This is a genomic window from Parabacteroides sp. FAFU027, from assembly GCF_022808675.1.
Classification (GTDB): Bacteria; Bacteroidota; Bacteroidia; order Bacteroidales; family UBA7332; genus CAXXIC01.
Genome location: NZ_JAKZKV010000005.1, coordinates 156968 through 178095 on the forward strand (window position 1 = coordinate 156968; position 21128 = coordinate 178095).

Here is a 21128-nt window from a genome sequence, read left to right on the forward strand (position 1 = left end):
ATACCCGAAAGAGGCTAAAAAAGGAGCAAAGAAAGGAGTCTTTTCTCCGTATAAGAATATTCGGTAAAATTTAAACAGGCTCTTAATATTCTATTTTAGAGACAACTGCCTGTTCTGTTTTTTCAAACATCTCGTTGAAATCCCATTCGCTCACCTTCATCGGAGGATGCACGATGAATTTCAACTGGCAGCCCAATCCAAAAGGGAATCCGCCGTAACGGAACAGTTTCCAGGAATTATTGATGGTCACCGGTACAACATAAGCGCTGGGTGCATATTTGCAGAGAATCTTCACGCCATTCGGGGCAAAGGCTTTCGGTTTTCCTGTCTTACTGCGTGTACCTTCAGGAAAAATCACTGTTCCGCGATTATTCTTTTCGATGTATTCACCCATTTTCTTCAAAACGGGAAGCGCCTGTTTCGGGTCTTTGCGGTCAATCAGCACCGAACCGCCGTGGTTCAGGTTATAGGAAATGCTGGGAATTCCTTTTCCCAACTCTATTTTGCTTACGAATTTGGTGTGACATTTACGAAATAGCCACACAAACCCGACAATGTCGTAAACACTCTGGTGATTGGCTACAATGATCAACGGCTTTCCTTCAGGAATCAGTTCCAGACCTTCTACTTTAGCAGATGAACCAGTAAAGTAAAGGATTTTAAGCAGGAAAAAACCCAGGTAATCGACACTCTTTTTATGCGCCTGATAGCCAAAAAGATTGAAACAAACCCATTGTATTGGATGGAAAATACAGATGAAAAGCAAAAAGAAGAAATAGGTAATAATGGATAACGGATACGATAATAACTTTTGCATTGCATGAAAATTTGCGGCAAAAATAGAATTTAATTTCCAGAAACCATCACTCCTAATGGCTTTTAGTATAAAACGGCTGTTTCCTCCACCTTCAATTATTACTTGAATCCCCGAATCACATCAGAATACTTCAGGACACTATAAATATCAATATTTACATCTAATCAATCAAATATTCCACCTTCGTTGATTGATTCCCCAATAACTTTGACAACCATTAAAAGTCTGGCAGAAATTAAATTCCGGACAATCAGCCATACCATTTTTAACCACTAATACACATGAAAACAAATCGATCTCATTTTCTGATTATTACTATTTTACTTTTATCTGCCATTTCGGCAAATGCCCTTACCCGGCAGATGGAATACCTCAATCGTGGATTGGTTGCGATTAAAGTCACCAGTGGCGTTTACCTGAGCTGGCGATACCTGGGGACGGATAATCCCAACGTCGGATTCAACATTTACCGGAATAATACGCTGATTACCTCTTCGCCTGTTACCACCTCGACAAACTATACAGACGCCAGTGGAACCACGACAAGCAGCTATCGTGTCGTTCCCGTGCTGAATGGAGTGGAAGACACTGTCGGTGTCACGACGGTTACCCCGTGGACGCAACAATATAAAAGCATTAAACTTAACCGCCCCGCTTCAGGCGTTACTCCTCCCAATAAATACGGAAGTACCGGGAAAACAGCCTCCGGAAGTTTTCCGAAAGGCCAGCCGTATGGATACATGCCCAACGATTGCAGCGTGGGTGATGTGGACGGTGATGGTGAATATGAGATCATCGTAAAATGGGATCCGACCAATTCTCAAGACAACTCATACTACGGCATCACCGGTAATGTTTACATTGATGCTTATAAGCTCAACGGAACCCAGCTTTGGCGTATCGATTTGGGAAAAAACATCCGCGCCGGAGCTCATTACACCCAGTTTCAGGTCTTTGACTATGATGGCGACGGATTGGCCGAAGTAGTTTGCCGCACAGCGCCGGGAACGATTGACGGTAAAGGCAAATATGTCATTATGGGTAGCGACAGCCCTACAGCTGACTACCGCAACATGGATACCACCCAGCTAAGTGGTTCGAAAATGCTGGGAACCATCCAGAATTGTCCGGAATATCTGACTTTGTTTGATGGAAAAACCGGTGCTGAACTGAACTCCGTGGCTTATAATCCGCAACGTGGTTCCACTTCATCCTGGGGCGATAGCTATTACAATCGTTCTGACCGTTTTTTGGCCTGTACTGCCTATCTTGATGGTGTACATCCGAGTGTAGTCATGTGCCGCGGTTATTACACACGCGCTACTCTGGCTGCTTATGACATTAAAGATAAAAAATTGGTTCAACGCTGGTTTTACGACTCGGGAACTACTTCAGGCGTGGGAGCATACGGACAAGGAAATCACAATCTCAGCGTGGCCGATGTGGATAGTGATGGAAAAGACGAGATTATCTATGGCTCCTGTGCTATCAATGATGATGGTACACTCTTGTATCGTACCGGTCTGGGGCATGGTGACGCTATGCATGTATCCGATCTTGATCCCGATCGTGCCGGTCTGGAAGTGTGGGAGGTGCATGAAGAATCTGCTGCTTTTTCCAAAGGTTTTGAGATGCATGACGCCCGTACCGGAGAAATCATCTGGAGCGGCGCTGTTGCAGCTGATAACGGACGGGGAACAGCTGCGGATATTGACCCGAATTCACGCGGATTTGAGATGTGGAGTACCAATCAAAATGCTGCCGGCACTTCAATCGGTGTATTTTCCTGTAAAGGAGTAATGCTCTCTTCCAGCAGACCGTCTGTGAATTTCAGAATTTACTGGGATGGTGACCTGCAGGATGAGTTACTTGATGGAACTTCGATTACCAAGTGGGTTCCTTCTACAAGCAGAACGACTACGTTACTTTCAGCTTCAGGGGTAAGCAGTTGTAACAGCACAAAAGCGACTCCCAACCTGAGTGCCGATCTGTTCGGAGACTGGCGTGAAGAGGTGATCTTGTGGAACAAAACCGATTCCAGTTCAATTAATATTTACACGACCACTACTCCTACTTCATATCGTCTTTTTACGCCAATGCACGACCCTGTTTACCGCTTAGGCGTTGCGTGGCAGAATAGCGCTTACAACCAACCGCCTCACCTTGGATTTTACATTGGTGACGGCATAGCAAACGTATCGCAACCGGACATTCAGATGGTTCGATATAACACATCTACGTCTGCCGTTCAAAGCACGTCATTCAAAACCGCTGCTATTTATTGCTCCGGCAACGAATTAATCGTCAACTCCTCCGAAATGATTGAATCAGTTACGGTCTATAACGTGACGGGACAATTGATATTTGCAAAAAGCAATATTCAGAATCAGGAATTCAGACAAACTATTCCGGCAAATAATGAAGTGCTGATTATCAGAATAAAAACCACATCTGGCATTCAGACGGCTAAGGTCATATTTTAATCTCTATAACTGGCGATGATAACAAAAAAGGATGTCCGTGTGGCATCCTTTTTTGTTGATAAAACTAAAGACACCTCATTAGTCGCAGCGCACTGTAATATATATTTCATCAAGCGGCTTAGATAAATAAGCCGGAATAACAATAATTAAACTGCTTGAACCTGTCAAATCTTCCGTTTTTCAACTTCCATCACCCTCTCTTCTATTAACTACCCGACATCAAATATCAGCTATCTTTTGAGAATAAAAATATTTTCAACCAAACTACATGTTAATTATTTTTCTATATTTGTAAATCCAGAAGCGATATTTAAAGGATATATCGTTTTAAATCCAGCTTCGGAAATTCTCAGTGAATTATTTCAAGTAGTTTTAAACCATTAAAAATTTCACAACATGTCGAACTTAAGAAATTACAGTTACAAGGACATTGTCATGCTGACAGCATGTCAAAGTGTTGCGGTTAGCTTTAAGGCAAACATCGGAATTTTGGGAACTTTACGCTCAACGTGGACTCCCGATTATGCTGATGATTTACTGGCCCGAATCGAAGCAATCGTAGCTACTCAGGTGGGAGTGGATGCGAAGAAAGACCAACGCGCAGCCAGTGAAGAGCTGAAAAGCATCGTTAAACCGGCAAAAAAAGACCTGGCGTTCTTCAAAGTGCAGGTCGAGGAAGACTTCAAAAAAGAACCTGCCGTGATTAGCGAAGTGTTCAAGACATTGGGATTTGACAAAAACCTGTCTCAGGTACAAAGAGGAAGCCAGGAGTCGGTGGTTGAGTTGCTCCTTAGTTTCAAACAAAACATGTCCGATACCCTTCGCACGAAAATCACCGCCAAGGGGATGAACGTTGCCCTCATTGAACGTATTATCGGTTATGCCGATGTTTCGTTTGCCGCCAGTTCCCATCAGGAAAACCAGAAAACGGTCAGCAAAGAGATTACCCAGGAGACGGCAAACATTTTCAATGCTCTTTATGACGAAGTTATTTCCATCTGTAAAATTGCATCAAAGCATTACGCAGATGATTCTACTAAAAAAGAGCAGTTTACATTTAGTAAGATTGCCGATAAAGTCAGCAGAACCAGCGGAAATAACTCTTCAGACGCCAATTCTTCCCCTACGGATAATGCTTAATCCTTCCTTAACCCTTCTCAGGCTCTGAATCTAAGAGCATATTAGAAAACCCTTCTACAGAAATGACCCTTTGGGGCTTCTCATTCCGGTGAGAAGCCTTTTTTTTATTTTCCGCATAGTTATCGTGATCAATCGGTGAATTTAATGGAAAAGATAGTTATCCCGTTTATACTTATAGTTGTTAATTCGAAGAGATAGTTACCTCACCGTGGTCGATAGTTACTTCACCTGCGCATATAGACGTTAATTCGCAGAAGATAGTTGTCTTACTTTGTAAGATAGATACTCCATCACGGCTCATAGATATTGTTTCTTATGTGATAGTTGTCCTATCTGTGCCTATAGATGTTAAAACATAGATGATAGTTACTTCTCTTTGGTCGATAGTTGGTTCTTCGCAGAAGATAGTTACTTTACCGCATAAGATAGTCGTCCTTTAGAAAAAGATAGTTAGTTGAAAAACGCCGATAGTGACTTTATCTTGGACAATAGTTGGCCTTTAGTCTAAGATAGCCACAGCATTTATGCTTATAGTTTATTCTTCGTGACTGATATTTTTCCTGTATCAGCCGCCCGATGCCCTCGCCATAAACTCAGATGGCCTCACTCCCACTATCCGCTCGAAGATATTGCTAAAAGCAGAAAGACTGGTATAGCCTACCGCCATGGCAATTTCCGAAACCGAAAGTTTATTTTCCGCCATCAATTCCAAAGCCCGGGTCATCCGGATAGCCCGGACAAAACGCACGTAACTAAAACCGATATCCTCCTTAAAAAGTCGGGAAAGCGTGCGACTGCTGTAGCCAAACCGGCGTGCGATATCGTCAAATGCAAAAGATGTTTCCACATGTTCGCTAAGAAATTCGGCAATCTTCTTCAACCCCTCGTCCTTCGGGTAAGGATAGCTTACCGGATAGGTCGTGATGGTAAGGTCCATCTCTGGCAATATCGCCTTGATAGCCTTTAAGAAAGCCAGTCGCGTTGAATGCTCCTCCGTTACCGGACCGTTCCACTCCCGCGTGTAATGTACCATTGACCGGAGCATATCATTGACCATATAGATATTAGGATGCCGGTAAAAGTCATCGTCCCCCTCCCCTATGGTGAAGTAAAAGTTGAAAATGCTCATTGAAACGCTTTGATGTACAATGCTATGCGGCATTCCGGCTGGTATCCACATGTAGTTGCGGGCAGGCAGATACCAATGTTTGTCTTCTCCATAGATATGGACAATTCCTCCTTCCGCATAGATAAATTGCCCCTTGTCATGGCTGTGCATTTCATAGCCAAACTCCTTCACATAGACATTATCTACAAAGGCAAAAACGTTCGGGTCGTTGATTAATGGACTAAACTGCTTCATCGGATAAGATATTCAGACCTCAAAAGTAGTCAAAAACTACCTATTTGGCGAAAATGAGCAAATATATGGCTGATTATATAAATACGTCATGGTCATACGGGCTGTAATTTTGCATCATCAATCAGGCATTACAATAAGCCGTTTAATCAGGTTTTCAATTCGGTAGGTTTTAAAGCATATATAGCCCTGCAACTGTAAAGGGCATATTTAAAGTTATTGCGGGTATGAATCCGTGGCAAGTGGATATTTTCGGATTATATCTCAACGATGCTAATCAAATGTATCTCTCTGGAATTTGCTCTCTGACATCACTTTCTGACTTTTACCTTACCCGTTTTCATTGTATATATTTTTTACGCATGAATATCATTCGACCCAAATTACTTTTCGCATTTTCATTTTGTTGTGTATGGATTGTAAAAGCGCAGGATTCCCCCTCCCATTTTGATAAAATGACACTCAGACAGGCCATCGAAACGGGAATCCGGAACAACAAAGAGCTGCAAAACAGCATAACAGAAACCGAAATCTCCAAAGAAAGGGAGAAAGAGATTTTCAATCACAAATTGCCGGAAATCAGTTTCGGCGCCAGTTATAAAAGACTGACCAACCTATACCAATACGAAGATGGTCTCTTTGAATCTCCTACTACTTATGTTCCTACCAAGAATGTGTACGAGTTTAACGTGGATGCGTCGCTCCCCTTATACAGTGGTGGCAGGCTCAATGCCGAATCCCGAAAATCAAAGATTGGCACTCAACTGTCTGAGCTTAAAACGCAACGTACCCAACGCATACTGAAGCTGGACATTGCCACCGCATTTTTGCACGTTTGCCATCTGATGCAGCAAGAAAAGCTGGTTACGGATAAAATGAAAGAAGATAGCCTCATCATCCGGCAGGTGGAAGCGATGCGCTGCAACGGCGCCAGTACCCGCAACGAAGTGCTGCGAACAAAGTTGCAACTCTCCAATCACAGACTGATGCTGACCAGAGTACAAAACGACATCATTATCGGCGAGCATCAACTGTTGACGCTCCTCTCCCTCGATGGTCAGACTATTCTGCATATTGACCCGAAAAGTATCAACGAATACTACAAAGATGCAGAAGTACCTGAGTCCAATGCAGCATTGACACAAAACGACGAACTACTGATGGCCAAAACCGGCTATGAGCTGCAAAAGACAGACCAACAGATGGTCCGAAGTGCCCTTCTCCCGCAGCTTGCCCTGATTGGAAACTACGGATTGATGAATCCGAACTATAAATTCTACCCACCGCAGCCCTACTTCTACCGAATCGGGATGATTGGCCTGAGCATGAAATATTCCATCAGCGAGTTGTATAAAAACCGATCGAAAAGCCGGGCGACAAAATTAGCAACAGACCAAAAAGCCCTGGAAATTGAGCAAACCGGAGAGAAAGTGAATCACGCCCTCTTTACGGCCCGGCAAAAATTGATTGAGGCTGACGAGCGCATCCGCATTTCGCAGGAGGCTATCGAGCAGGCAAAGGAGAACTACCGCACGGTGCGACAGAAATACAGCGAAAACCTGAGCCTGATTACGGAACTGATTGATGCCGACAATGCTTATCTGGAAGCCGAGTCAAACCTGATTACAAACAGGATTGACAAGCAGTTGAAGTACTTCCAGTTGCAGTATATCTTGGGAAAACTGTAAGAACTGCTTTTAAAAGATTGCAGAAAAGCGACTACTGTCATCCCGCACTTGATGCGGGATCTCCCAATCAGATAAAAGTAAGAAAAATCAGCCAACTGCAATTTTGAGATCCCGTGTCAAGCACGGGATGACAACTCAAAACTATTCTTACTCAACTTAATCTTCTGTTTTTCAAATTAAACGATTTTCAAAACAACATATCTATGAATAAAAAATCCACTCCATCAAGATTCAATACCGCTTTAGTTGTGTTTGCCTGGATACTGATTCTGGCTGGTATTGGCATTGCCGTGAAATATTACCTCTTTGCTTCGAAATATACCACCACTAACAATGCGCAGGTGGATCAATATGTGACCCCGGTTGCCAGTCGCGTATCGGGATACATTCAGGAGATACGTTTCGAGGAAAACCAATACGTACACAAAGGCGATACGCTGATCGTACTCGATAGTCGTGAGTACGCCAACAAACTTCAGATGGCGGAATCCGACTTACACGTCATGCAGAACCAGATTGCGGTAAGTGAGAAATCAGTCAGCAACGCCCGGAACCGCATCAACGTGCAAAAGGCGCGTCTCGAAGCAGCTAAAGCCAAAGTTTGGCAAAGTGAGGCCAACTACAAACGCTTCAAAAATCTGCTCAATGAAGATGCGGCAACCAACCAGCAATTCGAAGCGGCAAAGGCAACCTACGAGGTAGCTGTTGCCGAGTACAAAGCCATTCAGGACGAGCAAAAGTCGGCAGACCTTTCTACCCAGGAGGAATCAACCAAGATTAAGCCCATCGAATCAAACATCGAGCAGAAGCAGGCTTCTCTCCGAAATGCGTCCCTATATATCACTTATACTGTTATCACCGCTCCTTACGACGGATGGGTGGGCCGCAAAACCATTCAGACCGGCCAGCTGGTCAAAGAGGGAGAAACCCTGCTCAACATTGTCAGTAAAGAGAAGTGGGTGACGGCTAACTTCCGCGAAACGCAGATTGCCGACCTGCACCCGGGCAGCGAAGTGCTTGTCACTGCCGATGCCTACCCCGATGTAGAGTTTCGCGGGGTCATCGAGTCCTTCTCCCCGGCCAGTGGAGCAAAATTCTCCCTCCTGCCGCAAGACAACTCTACCGGAAACTTTGTGAAGATTGAGCAACGCATCCCCATGCGCATCCGTTTCGTCAACGGACAGGATATCTCGATGCTCCGTGCCGGCATGAACGTCGTTGTCAACGCCCGCAAAGGTGCCGGTGGAAAGGAAAACACTTTATGAGTCCACATAAAGACACCATATACCGTCGTTGGGTGCCTGAGTGGGTGAAACTGCCGCTATTGGTCATTGCCATGTTCCCGCACCTGATGCTGATGTCGCTGTTTCACTCCAACAGTACCTTTTCAGCCTCGTTTCTCGGTATTGAGCCGGAAGATGTGCAGTACCTGCTGTCGCTAATGTACGGTTCGGTGGTTGTGACGCTAATGATATTCAGCCGCCTGTTTGCCTTTTTCAGGGTGCGCAGTTACATCCTAATCATGTGCTCCATTTCCATCTTTATCCTGTTGTTGCTCGCCTTTGTCAATGACTTCAACACGATACGGATTCTGCGAATTGCAGAAGGGATATTCGGTGTACTGGAAGGTGCCTGCTTCCTGCCGTTGATTATCGGACAACTCAAGACGCGCCATGCCCGCATGATTGCCTACCTTTTCCTGTATGCCATCATGCTCACGGGAGGAACGATTACCACTTCACTGGTGAAATCGGCCATTGTCGATTACGGCTGGAAGGAGATGATTTACCTCTTCCTGGCGTTCCATCTGGTGGTGCTCTTTATCGTGACGATGCTCTTCAACAAAAACAGACTGTTACCCAAGCTACCGCTTTACCAGATTGACTTCGCCAGTTGCCTCTTTCTGCTGATCGCCCTGCATTGCGGATCGTTTGCCCTGCTCTACGGACACAAATTGTATTGGTTCGATTCTCCTCAGATCATCATCACCTTTGCCCTGTTCCTGATCTTCAGCGGACTCTTCATCCTGAAACAACTGATGGAGAAACGCCCCATCTTTCATTTCACGGTCATCCGCTACCGGAATGTAGTGGTCGGTGTTCTGCTCTTTTTCATCTTCTATATCCTTCGCTCCGGCGTCAACAATCTCTACAGCACCATGTCGGGCGTATGGCAATGGCCGTGGGAATATGTGCTCCATGTGCAATACATCAATGTCGCGGGGACATTGCTTGGCATTATTTCATCTGGATACCTGCTCACGAAGGAAGTGCGGTCGAAGATTATCTTCAGCATCGGCTTTCTGATCTTCGCAGTTGATTGCGCCTGGTTTACGTTTGTCTTTAGTCCTGATGTGGACCTGCTTACGGTCGGTGCACCACTCTTCGTGCAGGGATTTGCACAGGGATGGCTCTTCACTCCGCTGGTGATGTACCTCATCACAGGACTTCCGGCCAAACTGGTGGGAAACGGCTCCCTGATGGGAACGACTGTCCGTTTCTGGACCACCAATATCGGCTTTGCGGTGATGCGGAATGCGTCGTTCTTCCTCAATAAGGTGCATTATAGCAACCTTCAGCAAAACATTGTCCCCTACAGCTCTAATGTACAACAGGTGGTGGGCGGCTATATGCGTAAGTTCCTCGCAACATACAACTTTCAGGTTGCAACGATACTGACCAATAGCAAACTGGATGGTATGGTTCGTAAACAATCGATCCTGCTCAGCAATATGGAGATATTCACTTACCTTTCCTACTTAGCTCTGGCTACTTTTGTACTGATTCTATTGATGAAGCCGTCAAGAATTCTATACCGGAAGTTGAAGTTGAGAAGTCCGTTTATTGTGGGGTAAGAGAAATTTTCGTTTCCTTTCAATTATATCCGTTGCAGCGATTTCGGGAGTTTCTTCCGAAGTCGCTTTTTTAAAGTGATAAACCATATTATGCGATAAACATTCTAAATTTGCACAATACAAATACATACAACCTCAAAGCAATCTCCATGAATACAAAGATTTCAATTCTCCTTTTAGCTATATTATTTGTTTCCTGTAACAAAACAAGTAACAAGAAAACTGAAAAAATCAAGTCGGTTTACTACGATGAAATTCAATATGAAGAAATGGATATTGACTTTTCACATCATCTTAATCCTGCTCGATTTGAGAAAGAATTTCATTGTATGCATTCAATAAAAGATTGTTTTGTATCGATACAGGCTGCTCTTAAAAACAATCGTGACGAAAAACTGATTAAAGATCAATTGCGAAACATATTATCAATAGTTGGAAATGATAATATGATAAAGAAAAGAATTCAGTTCTTTTTAGATGAAGATTTGAGTTCTTTTGACAACAATACACTCGACATCCTTATGCTTGAATTGCACAGTAAGGTTTTAAATGAGCTCTCCAATTCTTCTTCCAAAGAAAGCTTTCTAATCAACTCATTAACACCAGTAATAGTTCCTGAAAGCAAAGTCGTTAGAGCCGGTGGGCTATATAATGCAAAGATATTTTTGGCAGTTAATGATTCATTATGTCAGATAAAGGCATTCCACGAAAAGAATGAAATACCTATCGTAAAAAACAAAGCTATCCTGAAAATTAAAGCAGAAAAAAAGGGAACGCACAACACTACCGTTAAAATTCAGATTCAGAATGATAGAAACGGTAATTGTTATGGATTCATACACGATATTTCATTTGAAGTTAAATAGTTTCCTAAAATTCTGCGGTAAAATATTGATGAATATTTTATGTGATTTCCCTCTTATCACAAGAGGTATATAAGGTTACTTTTAGTTTAGAGTCTTAGCGCAGCAGAGACTCATATCTTTACGACATATAAACATACAGCTAATACTTAGAAGAAACTTCATTGTTATAGAAGAAATGGCCTCTAATAGTGTAAAACAGCTCAGACTAAACACGAGACATCGATGTAGTGCGCAAGGAACCACACTATTAGAGCTTCTTCAAGAGTTTGAACAATACTTAAGGATATGCGCATTGTTGCATAATCCAGCATAAAATATGAGTAAAGACGAAAAGAAGAGGACCCATTTAAAGCTCTGATTTATTATCAACTTAAAGCTAATTACTTATGGTAACTCCAGTAAAGTATTCGGTAGGACTAGATTGTTCTAAAGAAGAGTTTGTCGCTGCAATGTCGTTGTTTACCAGTGATCAAAAGATTACAGTCAAAGCAACTCGAAAGTTCAAAAATACAGCAAAAGGATTTAGTGATTGTGATCATTGGATCTGTCAACACAAGAAAGTAGATGTTGCTATTGTATTGACAATGGAGGCTACAGGTAATTACCATGAGAATCTGGCTTATTACTTCTATAATCAGGGGTATATAGTAAGTATTGTATTGCCGAATAAGTCGAAGAAATACATGCAAAGCCTGGGACTAAAGAGTAAAAACGATACAATTGATGCAAAGGGACTTTCTCAAATGGGAGCAGAACAGAGACTTCCTGCCTGGGAGCCATTTTCACCATCTGTTTATGAGCTAAGAGCCCTAACCCGTTTTTGTGAGCAACTGTCAATGAACCGAACACAGCTTATGAATCAATTATCAAGCATGGAATATGGCATGTTTCAGGTTGAAGAAGTTAAGAATAGCTTGTTATCCCTGATTCAACTTATAGAAACACAGATCGCAGAAACAAAGGTTCGCATAAAAGAGTTGATCAATAAAGATGAAAAGATACGTGAGCGATACGATAAAATCAGTCCTATAAAAGGGCTTGGGCCTCTTACCTTTGCTACAATTATAGCAGAAACAAATGGATTTAAACTCTTTGAAAACGAACGTCAATTAACCAGCTATGCCGGTTATGATATTGTAGAGAATCAATCCGGAAAGAGAGTCGGAAAGACTAAAATATCGAAGAAAGGAAATAGCCATATTCGCCGTATAATGCATATGGCATCTTTGAATGTAGTCAAGTATGGAGAACCTAAATTCGTGAATCTATACAATCGGATTATGAGTAAAACGACAATAAAAATGAAAGCCTATGTCGCTATTCAAAGAAAACTTTTATGCTTAACATATATCCTGTGGAAAAGAAATGAAGCGTATGATGCAAATTACGAAGCTAAACAAAGTAATCCAGGTATAGATAAAAAAGTAGGTGGAATAAATCCACCTACACAAGATAAACTGTCTAACATTGCTGTTGGAAGTCCTCTTTCAATTCCACAAATATAGGAAAAATAATTGCGATTTTATTTGGAGATTAAGACAGTACCTTGAACTAGCTACCAACTACAAATAAAAACCTCCTAATTCCATACTTCACATGCGCCCACGCACGCCCAGACTGCGTGAACGCATACTTTCTGTGTGATATCACACCATTTTACTGCGTGATCGCACCAAATTGATGAAATCACGCACACTTTCACTGTGACGTTTAACACTTTCCATGCGATCACGCATACAAAGCATGCGTTGTTTAACATTTTCAGTGCATTAATGCAGTAAAAGTGTGGGTGAATGCACTGAAAGTATGAGATAACCGAAGTAAGTGCCTCTCTTAGCTGAAAGCCGATCGAAGAACCAAGAAAGGAGGTAACAGACATTCTTTCCGAAATGTACAACAGAACTACCGTATAGTATAACCGTACACAATGGATCAGAGCTTACCTTTGTCCTATAATCAATCACCAATTAATAATAAAATTATGGAAGAGAAAATTTCAGCAAAAATCTGGCCAAACGGACCAATTTTGATCTCAGGAGAAATTAAAGTAGTGTACAAAGACGGTAAAGAAGAAGTAAAAAAAGATGCACATTTCTGCCGTTGCGGTCACAGTAACAACAAACCATTTTGCGACGGCGCACACAAAAAGGCAGGATTCCTCGATGAATAACCCCTTGTTTAATTGTACAAAAACAGCCTGATTATTGAGTTACCGCCTTAAAGTTATGCTTCTAACTTGAGGGGGCAATTCAATAATCAGGCTGTTACATTAATATGATCTCTGTTACATCATTCTCGAATTAAGGGTGTACATTACCCACATAGTTCCTGCAATAAAGATAAATAACAGAATTGCTGTAAATCCGATGGCTATTACATTCCAGCGTTGTGCTTTAGAGGTATCGAGGTGAAGGAAATAGTGAACATGTACCAGCATCTGCACAGTCATTGCAAGGAACAATACTGTGTATAGAACTGTTTGAGAAACGCTATCTCTGAACATTATAATACCAAACGATACCAATGTAAGTATCAGTGCCAGTATAAAACCGGTTATATATCCTTTTGTTGTCAGGTGGGCTCCACCTCCATGTGTATCACTCATAGTAAAATCTCCGAATTTTAGTGTTTATAAAATATTTAAGCCAACCTTTGTTTATACAAGGCCCAAAAGGTAAACAACGGTAAATACGCCTACCCATATTACATCCAGAAAATGCCAGAATAAACTCAGGGTCATCATACGGGAACGTGCATGAAAAGACAATCCTCTTTTGGCTATTTGTATGGTCATTACTGTCAACCATATGATACCAAAGGAGACGTGAAGCCCGTGAGTCCCTACCAAAGTGAAGAAGGAAGAAAGCGCTCCGCTTCTGTCTGGTCCGTTACCTTCTGCAATAAGTTTGGCAAACTCGGTAACTTCCATACCTACGAATCCAAGTCCAAGCAGCGCTGTCAGAATCAATCCGGCGAGAACTCCTTTTTTGTTATCATTCTGCATGGAGATCATAGCCATACCGAAACTAAAACTGCTGAAAAGGAGCAGCATGGTTTCTGTAAATAAATAGGGTAACTCAAAAAGTTTCCCGATACTTTCACCACCTGCTGCATTCTTTCCCAACACGATAAAGGTAGCAAACAACAGGGAAAAAATCACCAGGTCACTCATCAGATAGATCCAGAAGCCATAGGTCTTTAATTCCATCTGATGGTGATGTTCTGCTTCCAGTGCTTTTACAGCATCTTGATTTAATACGTCTGTATTCATTTTATTAATCCTCCTCGATTTTATTTTTTAATGCTGCAGCAAGTTTCTCGTATCGCTTATCTTCAATGGCCTTGACCTCTTCGGCTGATATGATATATTCATTATCGTTATCATTACCTATAATTACAACTGTGATCAGGATTCCCAAGAAACTGATAATAGCTAACCACCAGATATACCATACCATAGAAAATCCAAATGCGATAAGAAGTGCACCCATTATTGGTCCATAGACTTTATCTTTTGGCATTACAATAGGATCATATTTCTCGGGTCGATGAAATACAGAACCATCATCTTTCATTCTCTTAAAATCGTCAAGCTCCTTAACAACAGGAATGACTGCAAAATTATAGACCGGTGTAGGTGAATCAGTAGCCCACTCCAGGGTTCTTCCATCCCAGGGATCTCCGGTAAGATCAAGATTTTTATTGCGGTCTTTGATACTAAAGAAGAGTTGAACAAGCATTGCAAAAACACCGAACCCAACGACCAATGTACCCAGCATGGCAACGATCAAAAAGGGCTCCCACGATAAATTGCTAATATGAGAAATTCTTCGTGGCATTCCCATGAATCCGGTCACGTACAACGGGAAGAAAGCAAGCGCAAATCCTAAAGCCCAGCCCCAGAAGGAGAGTTTACCCCATCTTTCGTTCAGTTTAAATCCGAAAACCTTTGGAAACCAGTAGTTATAACCGGCCAGATAACCAAACAGAGCTCCGGGAATCAGCACATTGTGAAAGTGCGCGACCAGAAAAGTTGTATTGTGCACTACATAGTCAGCGCCCGGAACAGCCATAAGCACACCGGTCATACCACCAATTACGAATAAAACCAGAAAGCCAAGCATCCAGTGCATTGCCGGTGAAAATGTAATTCGACCTCTATACATGGTTAGCAACCAATCATAGATTTTTACACCCGTCGGAACTCCAATTAACATTGTGGCAATTCCAAAGAATATATTCACATTTGGAGTATTTGCCATCGTAAAGAAGTGGTGTAACCATACCAAAAATGACAACAACATAATTACTGCTGTAGCGTACACAAGTGATACATATCCAAATAATTTCTTTTTTGAGAATGTAGCAACGACTTCCGAGAAAATTCCGAAAGCAGGTAGTATTACGATATACACTTCAGGATGCCCCCACATCCAGAAAATATTATTGTACAACATCATGTTGCCCCCCATATCATTGGTAAAGAAGTGCATTCCCAGATATCTGTCCAGAGACACAAGAACCAATGCTACAGTGATCGCAGGGAAAGCAAGGACCATCAAGACATTAGCGGTAAGAGTAGTCCATGTAAACATGGGCATTCTCATTAGTTTCATACCGGGCGCTCTCATCTTAATGATAGTGACCAGAAAGTTAATGCCCGTCAGGGTTGAACCTACTCCAGCTATCTGAAATGCCCAAATCCAGTAATCAACACCAACTCCCGGATTATACTCTTTTTCAAATAATGGAGCCAAACCTGTCCATCCTGTATTTGAGAAGACTCCAACACCTAAAGAGATCATCATCAGAGCCCCACCGGCAGCAGTCATCCAGAAACTCAATGAATTCAATAATGGAAATGCTACGTCACGGGCTCCGATCTGTTGAGGAATCACCAAATTCATCAAACCGACCATAAATGGCATTGCCACAAATATGATCATAATGGTACCGTGTGCACTAAAAACCTGATCATAGTGATTCTGAGTTAAATAACCGGTATGGTCACCTACTGACATCATCTGATTGGCACGCATCATGATACCGTCAGCAAATCCACGCAACAGCATGATAATGGCAAATACGATATACATTACACCTATCTTCTTGTGGTCAACGCTAATCAGCCATTCATTCCACAGATAACCCCATTTCTTGAAATATGTAATTAACCCTAAAACGACTAATGCACCAAGTCCTCCACTTACCAGAGCACCCATGATCACAGGCTCGTTAAAGGGAAAATCTGCTAATGTTAGTTTTCCAAACATATTTTTATTCCTCCTACTTATTATTGTTATTCTTATGTTTACAGCAATCTCCCTGAGCCATGGTCTTGTCCATGTGCTCACTGCACTCTTTTTTATTTATATCCATGCTTTCTCCGGAATTGGTGCTACCTTCTTCCATATTCATCCAGTCCATGTATGGAGCCATCGTTTTATCAAAAATACCCGGTTCTACAGGGTAATAAACACAGGGTGCAATAGGTTTATAAGCCAGATGATGATCCGATTTTTTAGCCAATTGGTATTCCTGACCATATTGCGTAATCTTAATAAAGTCTTCATTAGTGAGCCTATTGACTTTTCCCTTTACAGTCCCTAACCATTGTTTAAAATCTTCAGGACTCTTGGCATATACGTTGAAATGCATATTGTCATACCCGTCTCCGCTGAATTCCTGGTTTTGTCCGGTATAAGTTCCGACATGGTCAGCCAAAAGATTCAATTTGGTTTGCATACCGGCCATGGCATAGATCTGGCTTCCCAACTGCGGGATAAAGAATGAAGTCATCACAGAGGCAGAGGTAAGGCGGAAGCTTACCGGACGACCGGCTTCAATGACCAGCTCATTTATCGTGGCCACACTGTCTTCAGGATAAATAAACACCCAGTTCCAGTCTGTAGAAATGACCTCTACCTGAAGGGCTTTCTTTTCGGATTGAATAGGTTTGTAAGGATCTAACGCGTGAGTACTTGTCCAGGTCAGATAGGAAAGAACTGCGATAATGGCAATCGGGACTGACCAGATAACCCATTCTGCGGTATAAGAATGGCCCCATTCAGGACGAAATGTCGCTTTCTCATTACCTCTTCGATAACGGATGGAAAACCACATCACCATGATAAAAACGGGAACCACAACGATTAGCATTAAAGCAACTGCTGTAATAATTAAATTCGCGTTACTATGCCCAATCGGGCCTTTGGGATCCAGGATAACCATATCCTTACAGCTGCTAAGCATTAATGTCAGCAGTAGAAAAACTCCTCCTTTGATTCCGTTACTGATTTTTTTTTCACTCATTAGAATTCATGTAAAAATGATTAACTTAAGATGGCGATCAAATATAATAAGAAATTGATTTCACAAACATTTTATTTTATATTTGGCTCAGGAATTTATCCATTCTAAACTGCAGAACCAATATAATGACTCACAATAAACAAAACTTCTCTATTTTTGTTTGGAAGGGAAATAATTAAAATAGAATGAAGTCAATCACCGAATACATCCGTCTGCTCGTAGAATTAAACAAACTAAGAATTACAATAATTGTAACCTTAACTACTTTAGCCGGTTATACTCTGGCAGCCGGCACAATCGACCAAAAGGTCGCTCTACCTCTGTTGGGTATATTTATACTTGCATGTGGCTCAGCTGCCCTGAACCAATTTCAGGAACGGGATAAAGATATCCTGATGAATCGAACGAAAACCCGCCCGATACCCTCCGGTAATATTAAACCATTAACAGCTTTGATTATCGCTATTATTGAAATTGGATTAGGAACATGGATAGTGTATGTGGGTAATGGCTTTGAAGCTGCTTTTCTAGGGTTTATGGCTTTTGTGTGGTATAATCTAATCTACACCCCATTGAAAAGAATAACCGCTTTTGCTGTAATCCCCGGAAGTGTGATCGGAGCCATTCCGCCAATGGTAGGATGGGTTGCCGGTGGAGGAACTCTACACGATCCCCGGTTGTATATCATGGCATTCTTTTTCTTTATGTCACAAGCACCTCATTTCTGGTTGCTTATGCTAAAATATGGAGAAGAATATGATCAGGCCGGCTTCCCTGTCATTATCAGGATATTCAATACTCAACAGATCCGAAGAGTTACTTTTGTATGGATAGTGGCAACTGCACTCAATATTATTCTCCTTTTGTTTTCAGGTCTAATCCACACTTATATTTTCACTATAGTAGTGACTCTGGCTGCCGTGTGGCTTATTGTGGCTTTCCTTAAGCTGGTGACTAAACCTCATGAAGACTTCAATCCTTTCAAGTTATTTATGAGACTGAATATGTTTCTTTTGGTGATTATTATTGCTATGATCGTCGATCCTCTGGTCTGAGAATTCCTATTGCCCCATAAAAAACGTCTGGCAGATTATTTCTGTCAGACGTTTTTATATTGATGAGATATTCTATCTGATGTTACGCTGTTAAAACAAAAATCCGCCCTCCTATTTCCGTTTCAGTGGAAAGTCCTTTAACCGGGCAAAGGTAAAGCCTCGTTTACGTAAGGCAGGAATGATCTTCTCCAGCGCTTCACAGCTATTCCACTCCGGACGGTTGAAGTGCATGATAATGATGGCGCCCGGACGAACACCTTCCAGCACATTTTTCTCAATCTCATGCGCCGGAGTACCCGGCACGGCGTCACCGGAGAGAACATCAAAACTCACGACCGTCACACCCAACCGTTGCGCTATGCGTACTCCCGCCTCGTCAATAAAGGCTGTGGCCGAACGGTAAAAGAGAGGACGACGTCCGGTCAGAAGAGCAATTTTCATTTCATTGGCTTCTATCTCGTCAAAAGCGTCAGGCACATCGGGCGTCCCTTTAATGCCATATGCGCTCTCGCCGTCGATGGCGCAAGGCTGGTGATTAAATCCGTGATTCTCGATTTCAAAAAGGGTATCCCGGCTTAGTTGCAGGAAGGATTTCAGGTTCTTATCAATCCATTTGCCTGTTACAAAGAGTGTGGCGGGTACTTTTTCACGTCTCAGTAGCTCTATCAGCGCCTGGTCATAGCCGCTTCCGTGCTGACCGCCGCAGGCATCGAAGGTAAAGGCCACAATTTTATTGCGGGTGACCAAGTCTTCATCCACCCCTTTTACAAATTCGCCCCAATGACCGGGGGTGGTGTGTTCAAAGGTATGGGAAATCAGCGCCCGCTTCTTCAGGTAATTGCTATCGCGGTAAAGCTGCTTGATGAAGTTCTGGTTTTTCAACGAATTTCCGGCAAACATAGAGGTCAGAATGAGAGAAAATAACAACAGGAACGGAATGGATTGTTTGAGTCTGTCCATAAGCGGAAAATCATTTGTTTATTGCCTTGATTTCGTTGAAGAGAAGTTCAGCGACTGCATTTGCATTGTGATTATAGTGGTGATTGCCCGGTAAAGTTAATATTCTTGCACCCGTTTGGGCAAATTTCCCGCGTAATTCCACGCTCTCCTTATCCCCGAACACGCAAACCGGATGCCACCGGCCCACTTTTCGGATTTCGGCAAGCACATCGAATATATCCTTTTTGCTGCCGAGACTCAGCATGTCGGCCACATGAATTTCAAAGTCGGCTGCTTCGTCCGGAGAGAGGCAAAAGAGGCTTTCTAAGTTGTTTTTCACGGGCATAGGCAATCGTTCCGCAACAAAAGGAACTACACACGCACCAAAGGAATAGCCTATCAACGTAAACCGACGCTTTTTCCATTGCGGAGCATATTGCTGAAAAACCTTTGTCAGGTCTGCGGCAACCACTTCCGGTGATTTATATTTCCAGAAATACTTCTGCGCATCCACCCCTATCACCGGAACGCCTTTGACGGAAAGCGCCTGGCAAATGGACTGGTCAAAGCTGGTCCAGCCGCCATCACCCGAAATAAAGATGGCCAACGGCAATGAATCTCTCACGGCTGTAGGAATCACGGTAATCGGGACATTAACCGGCTCGGGACGCAGATGTTCCTCCCTGAGCAATGTGCTCTGACTTGACACCTGTTCGGCATACGAAGGTGCACTTTCTATGCGCTTGTAGGCGGTAACAAACTCAGGCAACCAATTCTTAGGCACAGAAAAGCCATGACCAACTTTAGGCAAAGCGACCAACTCTCCCATCTTTACCTTTTTCATAAACTGCTCGATATCTTTATACAGGCAGACCTGGTCATCCAGCCCCAGCAGGACGATAAATGGTGCTGTCAGGCTTTCGGTCGGTTCCAGGTAGTAGGATTTCCCCGGCTTAAAGACATATTGCCGCAAACCTGAACCTTCACAGAAAGGCTTGTTCAGTTCGTAATCCGGACAAAAGCCCAGCGATATCGCCCCCTTAAATGTATTGGAAGGGGCTTGTGCCAAAATGCCATATACCCACGTTGCACCGGAAGAGTATCCTACCAGAATCGGTTTGTAGTACTTCTGGAAGTTATAACGCTTCTGTACCATCATACTCAGCATCTCCAAGTCACCCGCCGGATAGATGCAACGGGATTTATCCACCCTCAGTTGATGACGGTAATGCCGGATATCTATCCCGATTACAAATGCGCCTTCCAACAGGATGTTTTGTGTCATATCGACGACACCTGCATTCCAACCGCCATCGCCGGAAAGGAAAAGCACCACACCCGTAGGAATACCTTTCGGCTTATAAATCTTCACGGTTCCGAATGCACCGTAACTGAGTGAATCGGGGCGAATTTCAGCTTGCGTTGATAGCGCCAGCAAGAAGAATATTACTACAATAATACACCATTTACTTTTCATATGTCGTATTTTATTTTGCTCTATAACGAATAATGTGGGTGACTCTATTACTTAGGAAAAATATTTCCCTAAGTTTCGTGTAATTATTCTGAGAAACAGGATATAAATCAAAATAGTAAGCCACGAATCCACGAATG

General features: G+C 42.6%; 17 protein-coding genes. 9 read left to right on the forward strand and 8 right to left on the reverse strand.

All coding sequences use genetic code 11. The annotated features are described in order from the left end of the window. Nucleotides 1-82: 82 nt before the first annotated feature. Nucleotides 83-817, reverse strand: coding sequence for a lysophospholipid acyltransferase family protein (locus tag MLE17_RS09435; RefSeq protein WP_243348543.1), 735 nt, complete (start codon nucleotides 815-817; stop codon nucleotides 83-85). Between the two features lie 281 nt (nucleotides 818-1098). On the opposite strand from MLE17_RS09435, the gene MLE17_RS09440 reads away from it, so the two are divergent. Both MLE17_RS09440 and MLE17_RS09445 read left to right on the forward strand, forming a co-directional pair. Further along, entirely contained in the window at nucleotides 1099-3300 is a 2202-nt protein-coding gene (locus tag MLE17_RS09440) for a T9SS sorting signal type C domain-containing protein (protein ID WP_243348544.1), read from the forward strand. Nucleotides 3301-3696: 396 nt separating this feature from the next. Further along, nucleotides 3697-4440 carry a hypothetical protein gene (locus MLE17_RS09445; protein WP_243348545.1) on the forward strand — a complete coding sequence of 248 codons (744 nt, stop codon included), beginning with the start codon at nucleotides 3697-3699 and terminating at the stop codon, nucleotides 4438-4440. 565 nt (nucleotides 4441-5005) lie between these two features. On the opposite strand, the gene MLE17_RS09450 is transcribed toward MLE17_RS09445, so the two are convergent. After that, nucleotides 5006-5803: a helix-turn-helix domain-containing protein gene (locus MLE17_RS09450; protein WP_243348546.1), complete on the reverse strand. Its 798-nt coding sequence runs from the start codon at nucleotides 5801-5803 to the stop codon at nucleotides 5006-5008. 359 nt (nucleotides 5804-6162) lie between these two features. Between MLE17_RS09450 and MLE17_RS09455 the strand changes: the two genes are divergently transcribed. From MLE17_RS09455 to MLE17_RS09480, 6 genes are all read left to right on the forward strand, one after another. Further along, complete coding sequence (locus MLE17_RS09455; protein ID WP_243348547.1) at nucleotides 6163-7488, forward strand: TolC family protein; 1326 nt, start codon at nucleotides 6163-6165, stop codon at nucleotides 7486-7488. Nucleotides 7489-7691: 203 nt separating this feature from the next. After that, entirely contained in the window at nucleotides 7692-8753 is a 1062-nt protein-coding gene (locus MLE17_RS09460; RefSeq protein WP_243348548.1) for an HlyD family secretion protein, read from the forward strand. Continuing rightward, nucleotides 8750-10342: an MFS transporter gene (locus MLE17_RS09465; protein ID WP_243348549.1), complete on the forward strand. Its 1593-nt coding sequence runs from the start codon at nucleotides 8750-8752 to the stop codon at nucleotides 10340-10342. Before MLE17_RS09460 ends, MLE17_RS09465 begins: the two co-directional genes overlap by 4 nt. Nucleotides 10343-10491: 149 nt before the next feature. Continuing rightward, nucleotides 10492-11208, forward strand: coding sequence for a hypothetical protein (locus MLE17_RS09470; protein ID WP_243348550.1), 717 nt, complete (start codon nucleotides 10492-10494; stop codon nucleotides 11206-11208). Nucleotides 11209-11594: 386 nt separating this feature from the next. Continuing rightward, the gene (locus MLE17_RS09475; protein ID WP_243348551.1) at nucleotides 11595-12713 is read left to right on the forward strand and encodes an IS110 family transposase; all 1119 of its coding nucleotides are present in this window, start codon (nucleotides 11595-11597) and stop codon (nucleotides 12711-12713) included. A gap of 422 nt (nucleotides 12714-13135) precedes the next feature. Continuing rightward, nucleotides 13136-13378, forward strand: a complete 243-nt coding sequence (locus tag MLE17_RS09480; protein WP_243348552.1) for a CDGSH iron-sulfur domain-containing protein — start codon at nucleotides 13136-13138, stop codon at nucleotides 13376-13378. 114 nt (nucleotides 13379-13492) lie between these two features. On the opposite strand, the gene cyoD is transcribed toward MLE17_RS09480, so the two are convergent. From cyoD to cyoA, 4 genes are read right to left on the reverse strand one after another with little or no spacing between them, the layout of a single operon-like run. Then, on the reverse strand, nucleotides 13493-13813 hold the full coding sequence (gene cyoD, locus MLE17_RS09485) for a cytochrome o ubiquinol oxidase subunit IV (protein WP_243348553.1): 321 nt from the start codon (nucleotides 13811-13813) through the stop codon (nucleotides 13493-13495). Nucleotides 13814-13864: 51 nt separating this feature from the next. Beyond that, nucleotides 13865-14479 (reverse strand): cytochrome o ubiquinol oxidase subunit III, encoded by a 615-nt coding sequence (cyoC, locus tag MLE17_RS09490; RefSeq protein WP_243348554.1) that lies wholly within the window; start codon nucleotides 14477-14479, stop codon nucleotides 13865-13867. A 4-nt stretch (nucleotides 14480-14483) separates the two neighbouring features. Next, entirely contained in the window at nucleotides 14484-16481 is a 1998-nt protein-coding gene (locus MLE17_RS09495; protein WP_243348555.1) for a cbb3-type cytochrome c oxidase subunit I, read from the reverse strand. 13 nt (nucleotides 16482-16494) lie between these two features. Further along, complete coding sequence (cyoA, locus tag MLE17_RS09500; RefSeq protein WP_243348556.1) at nucleotides 16495-17520, reverse strand: ubiquinol oxidase subunit II; 1026 nt, start codon at nucleotides 17518-17520, stop codon at nucleotides 16495-16497. Between the two features lie 185 nt (nucleotides 17521-17705). On the opposite strand from cyoA, the gene MLE17_RS09505 reads away from it, so the two are divergent. After that, nucleotides 17706-18575, forward strand: a complete 870-nt coding sequence (locus tag MLE17_RS09505; RefSeq protein ID WP_243348557.1) for a protoheme IX farnesyltransferase — start codon at nucleotides 17706-17708, stop codon at nucleotides 18573-18575. Nucleotides 18576-18686: 111 nt separating this feature from the next. Here the strand turns inward: MLE17_RS09505 and MLE17_RS09510 are convergent, their stop codons facing one another. Both MLE17_RS09510 and MLE17_RS09515 read right to left on the reverse strand, forming a co-directional pair. Beyond that, nucleotides 18687-19535, reverse strand: coding sequence for a polysaccharide deacetylase family protein (locus MLE17_RS09510; protein ID WP_243348558.1), 849 nt, complete (start codon nucleotides 19533-19535; stop codon nucleotides 18687-18689). Between the two features lie 10 nt (nucleotides 19536-19545). Further along, a complete protein-coding gene (locus MLE17_RS09515) occupies nucleotides 19546-20991 on the reverse strand; it encodes an AcvB/VirJ family lysyl-phosphatidylglycerol hydrolase (RefSeq protein ID WP_243348559.1) in 1446 nt (481 codons plus the stop codon). Nucleotides 20992-21128: the final 137 nt, after the last annotated feature.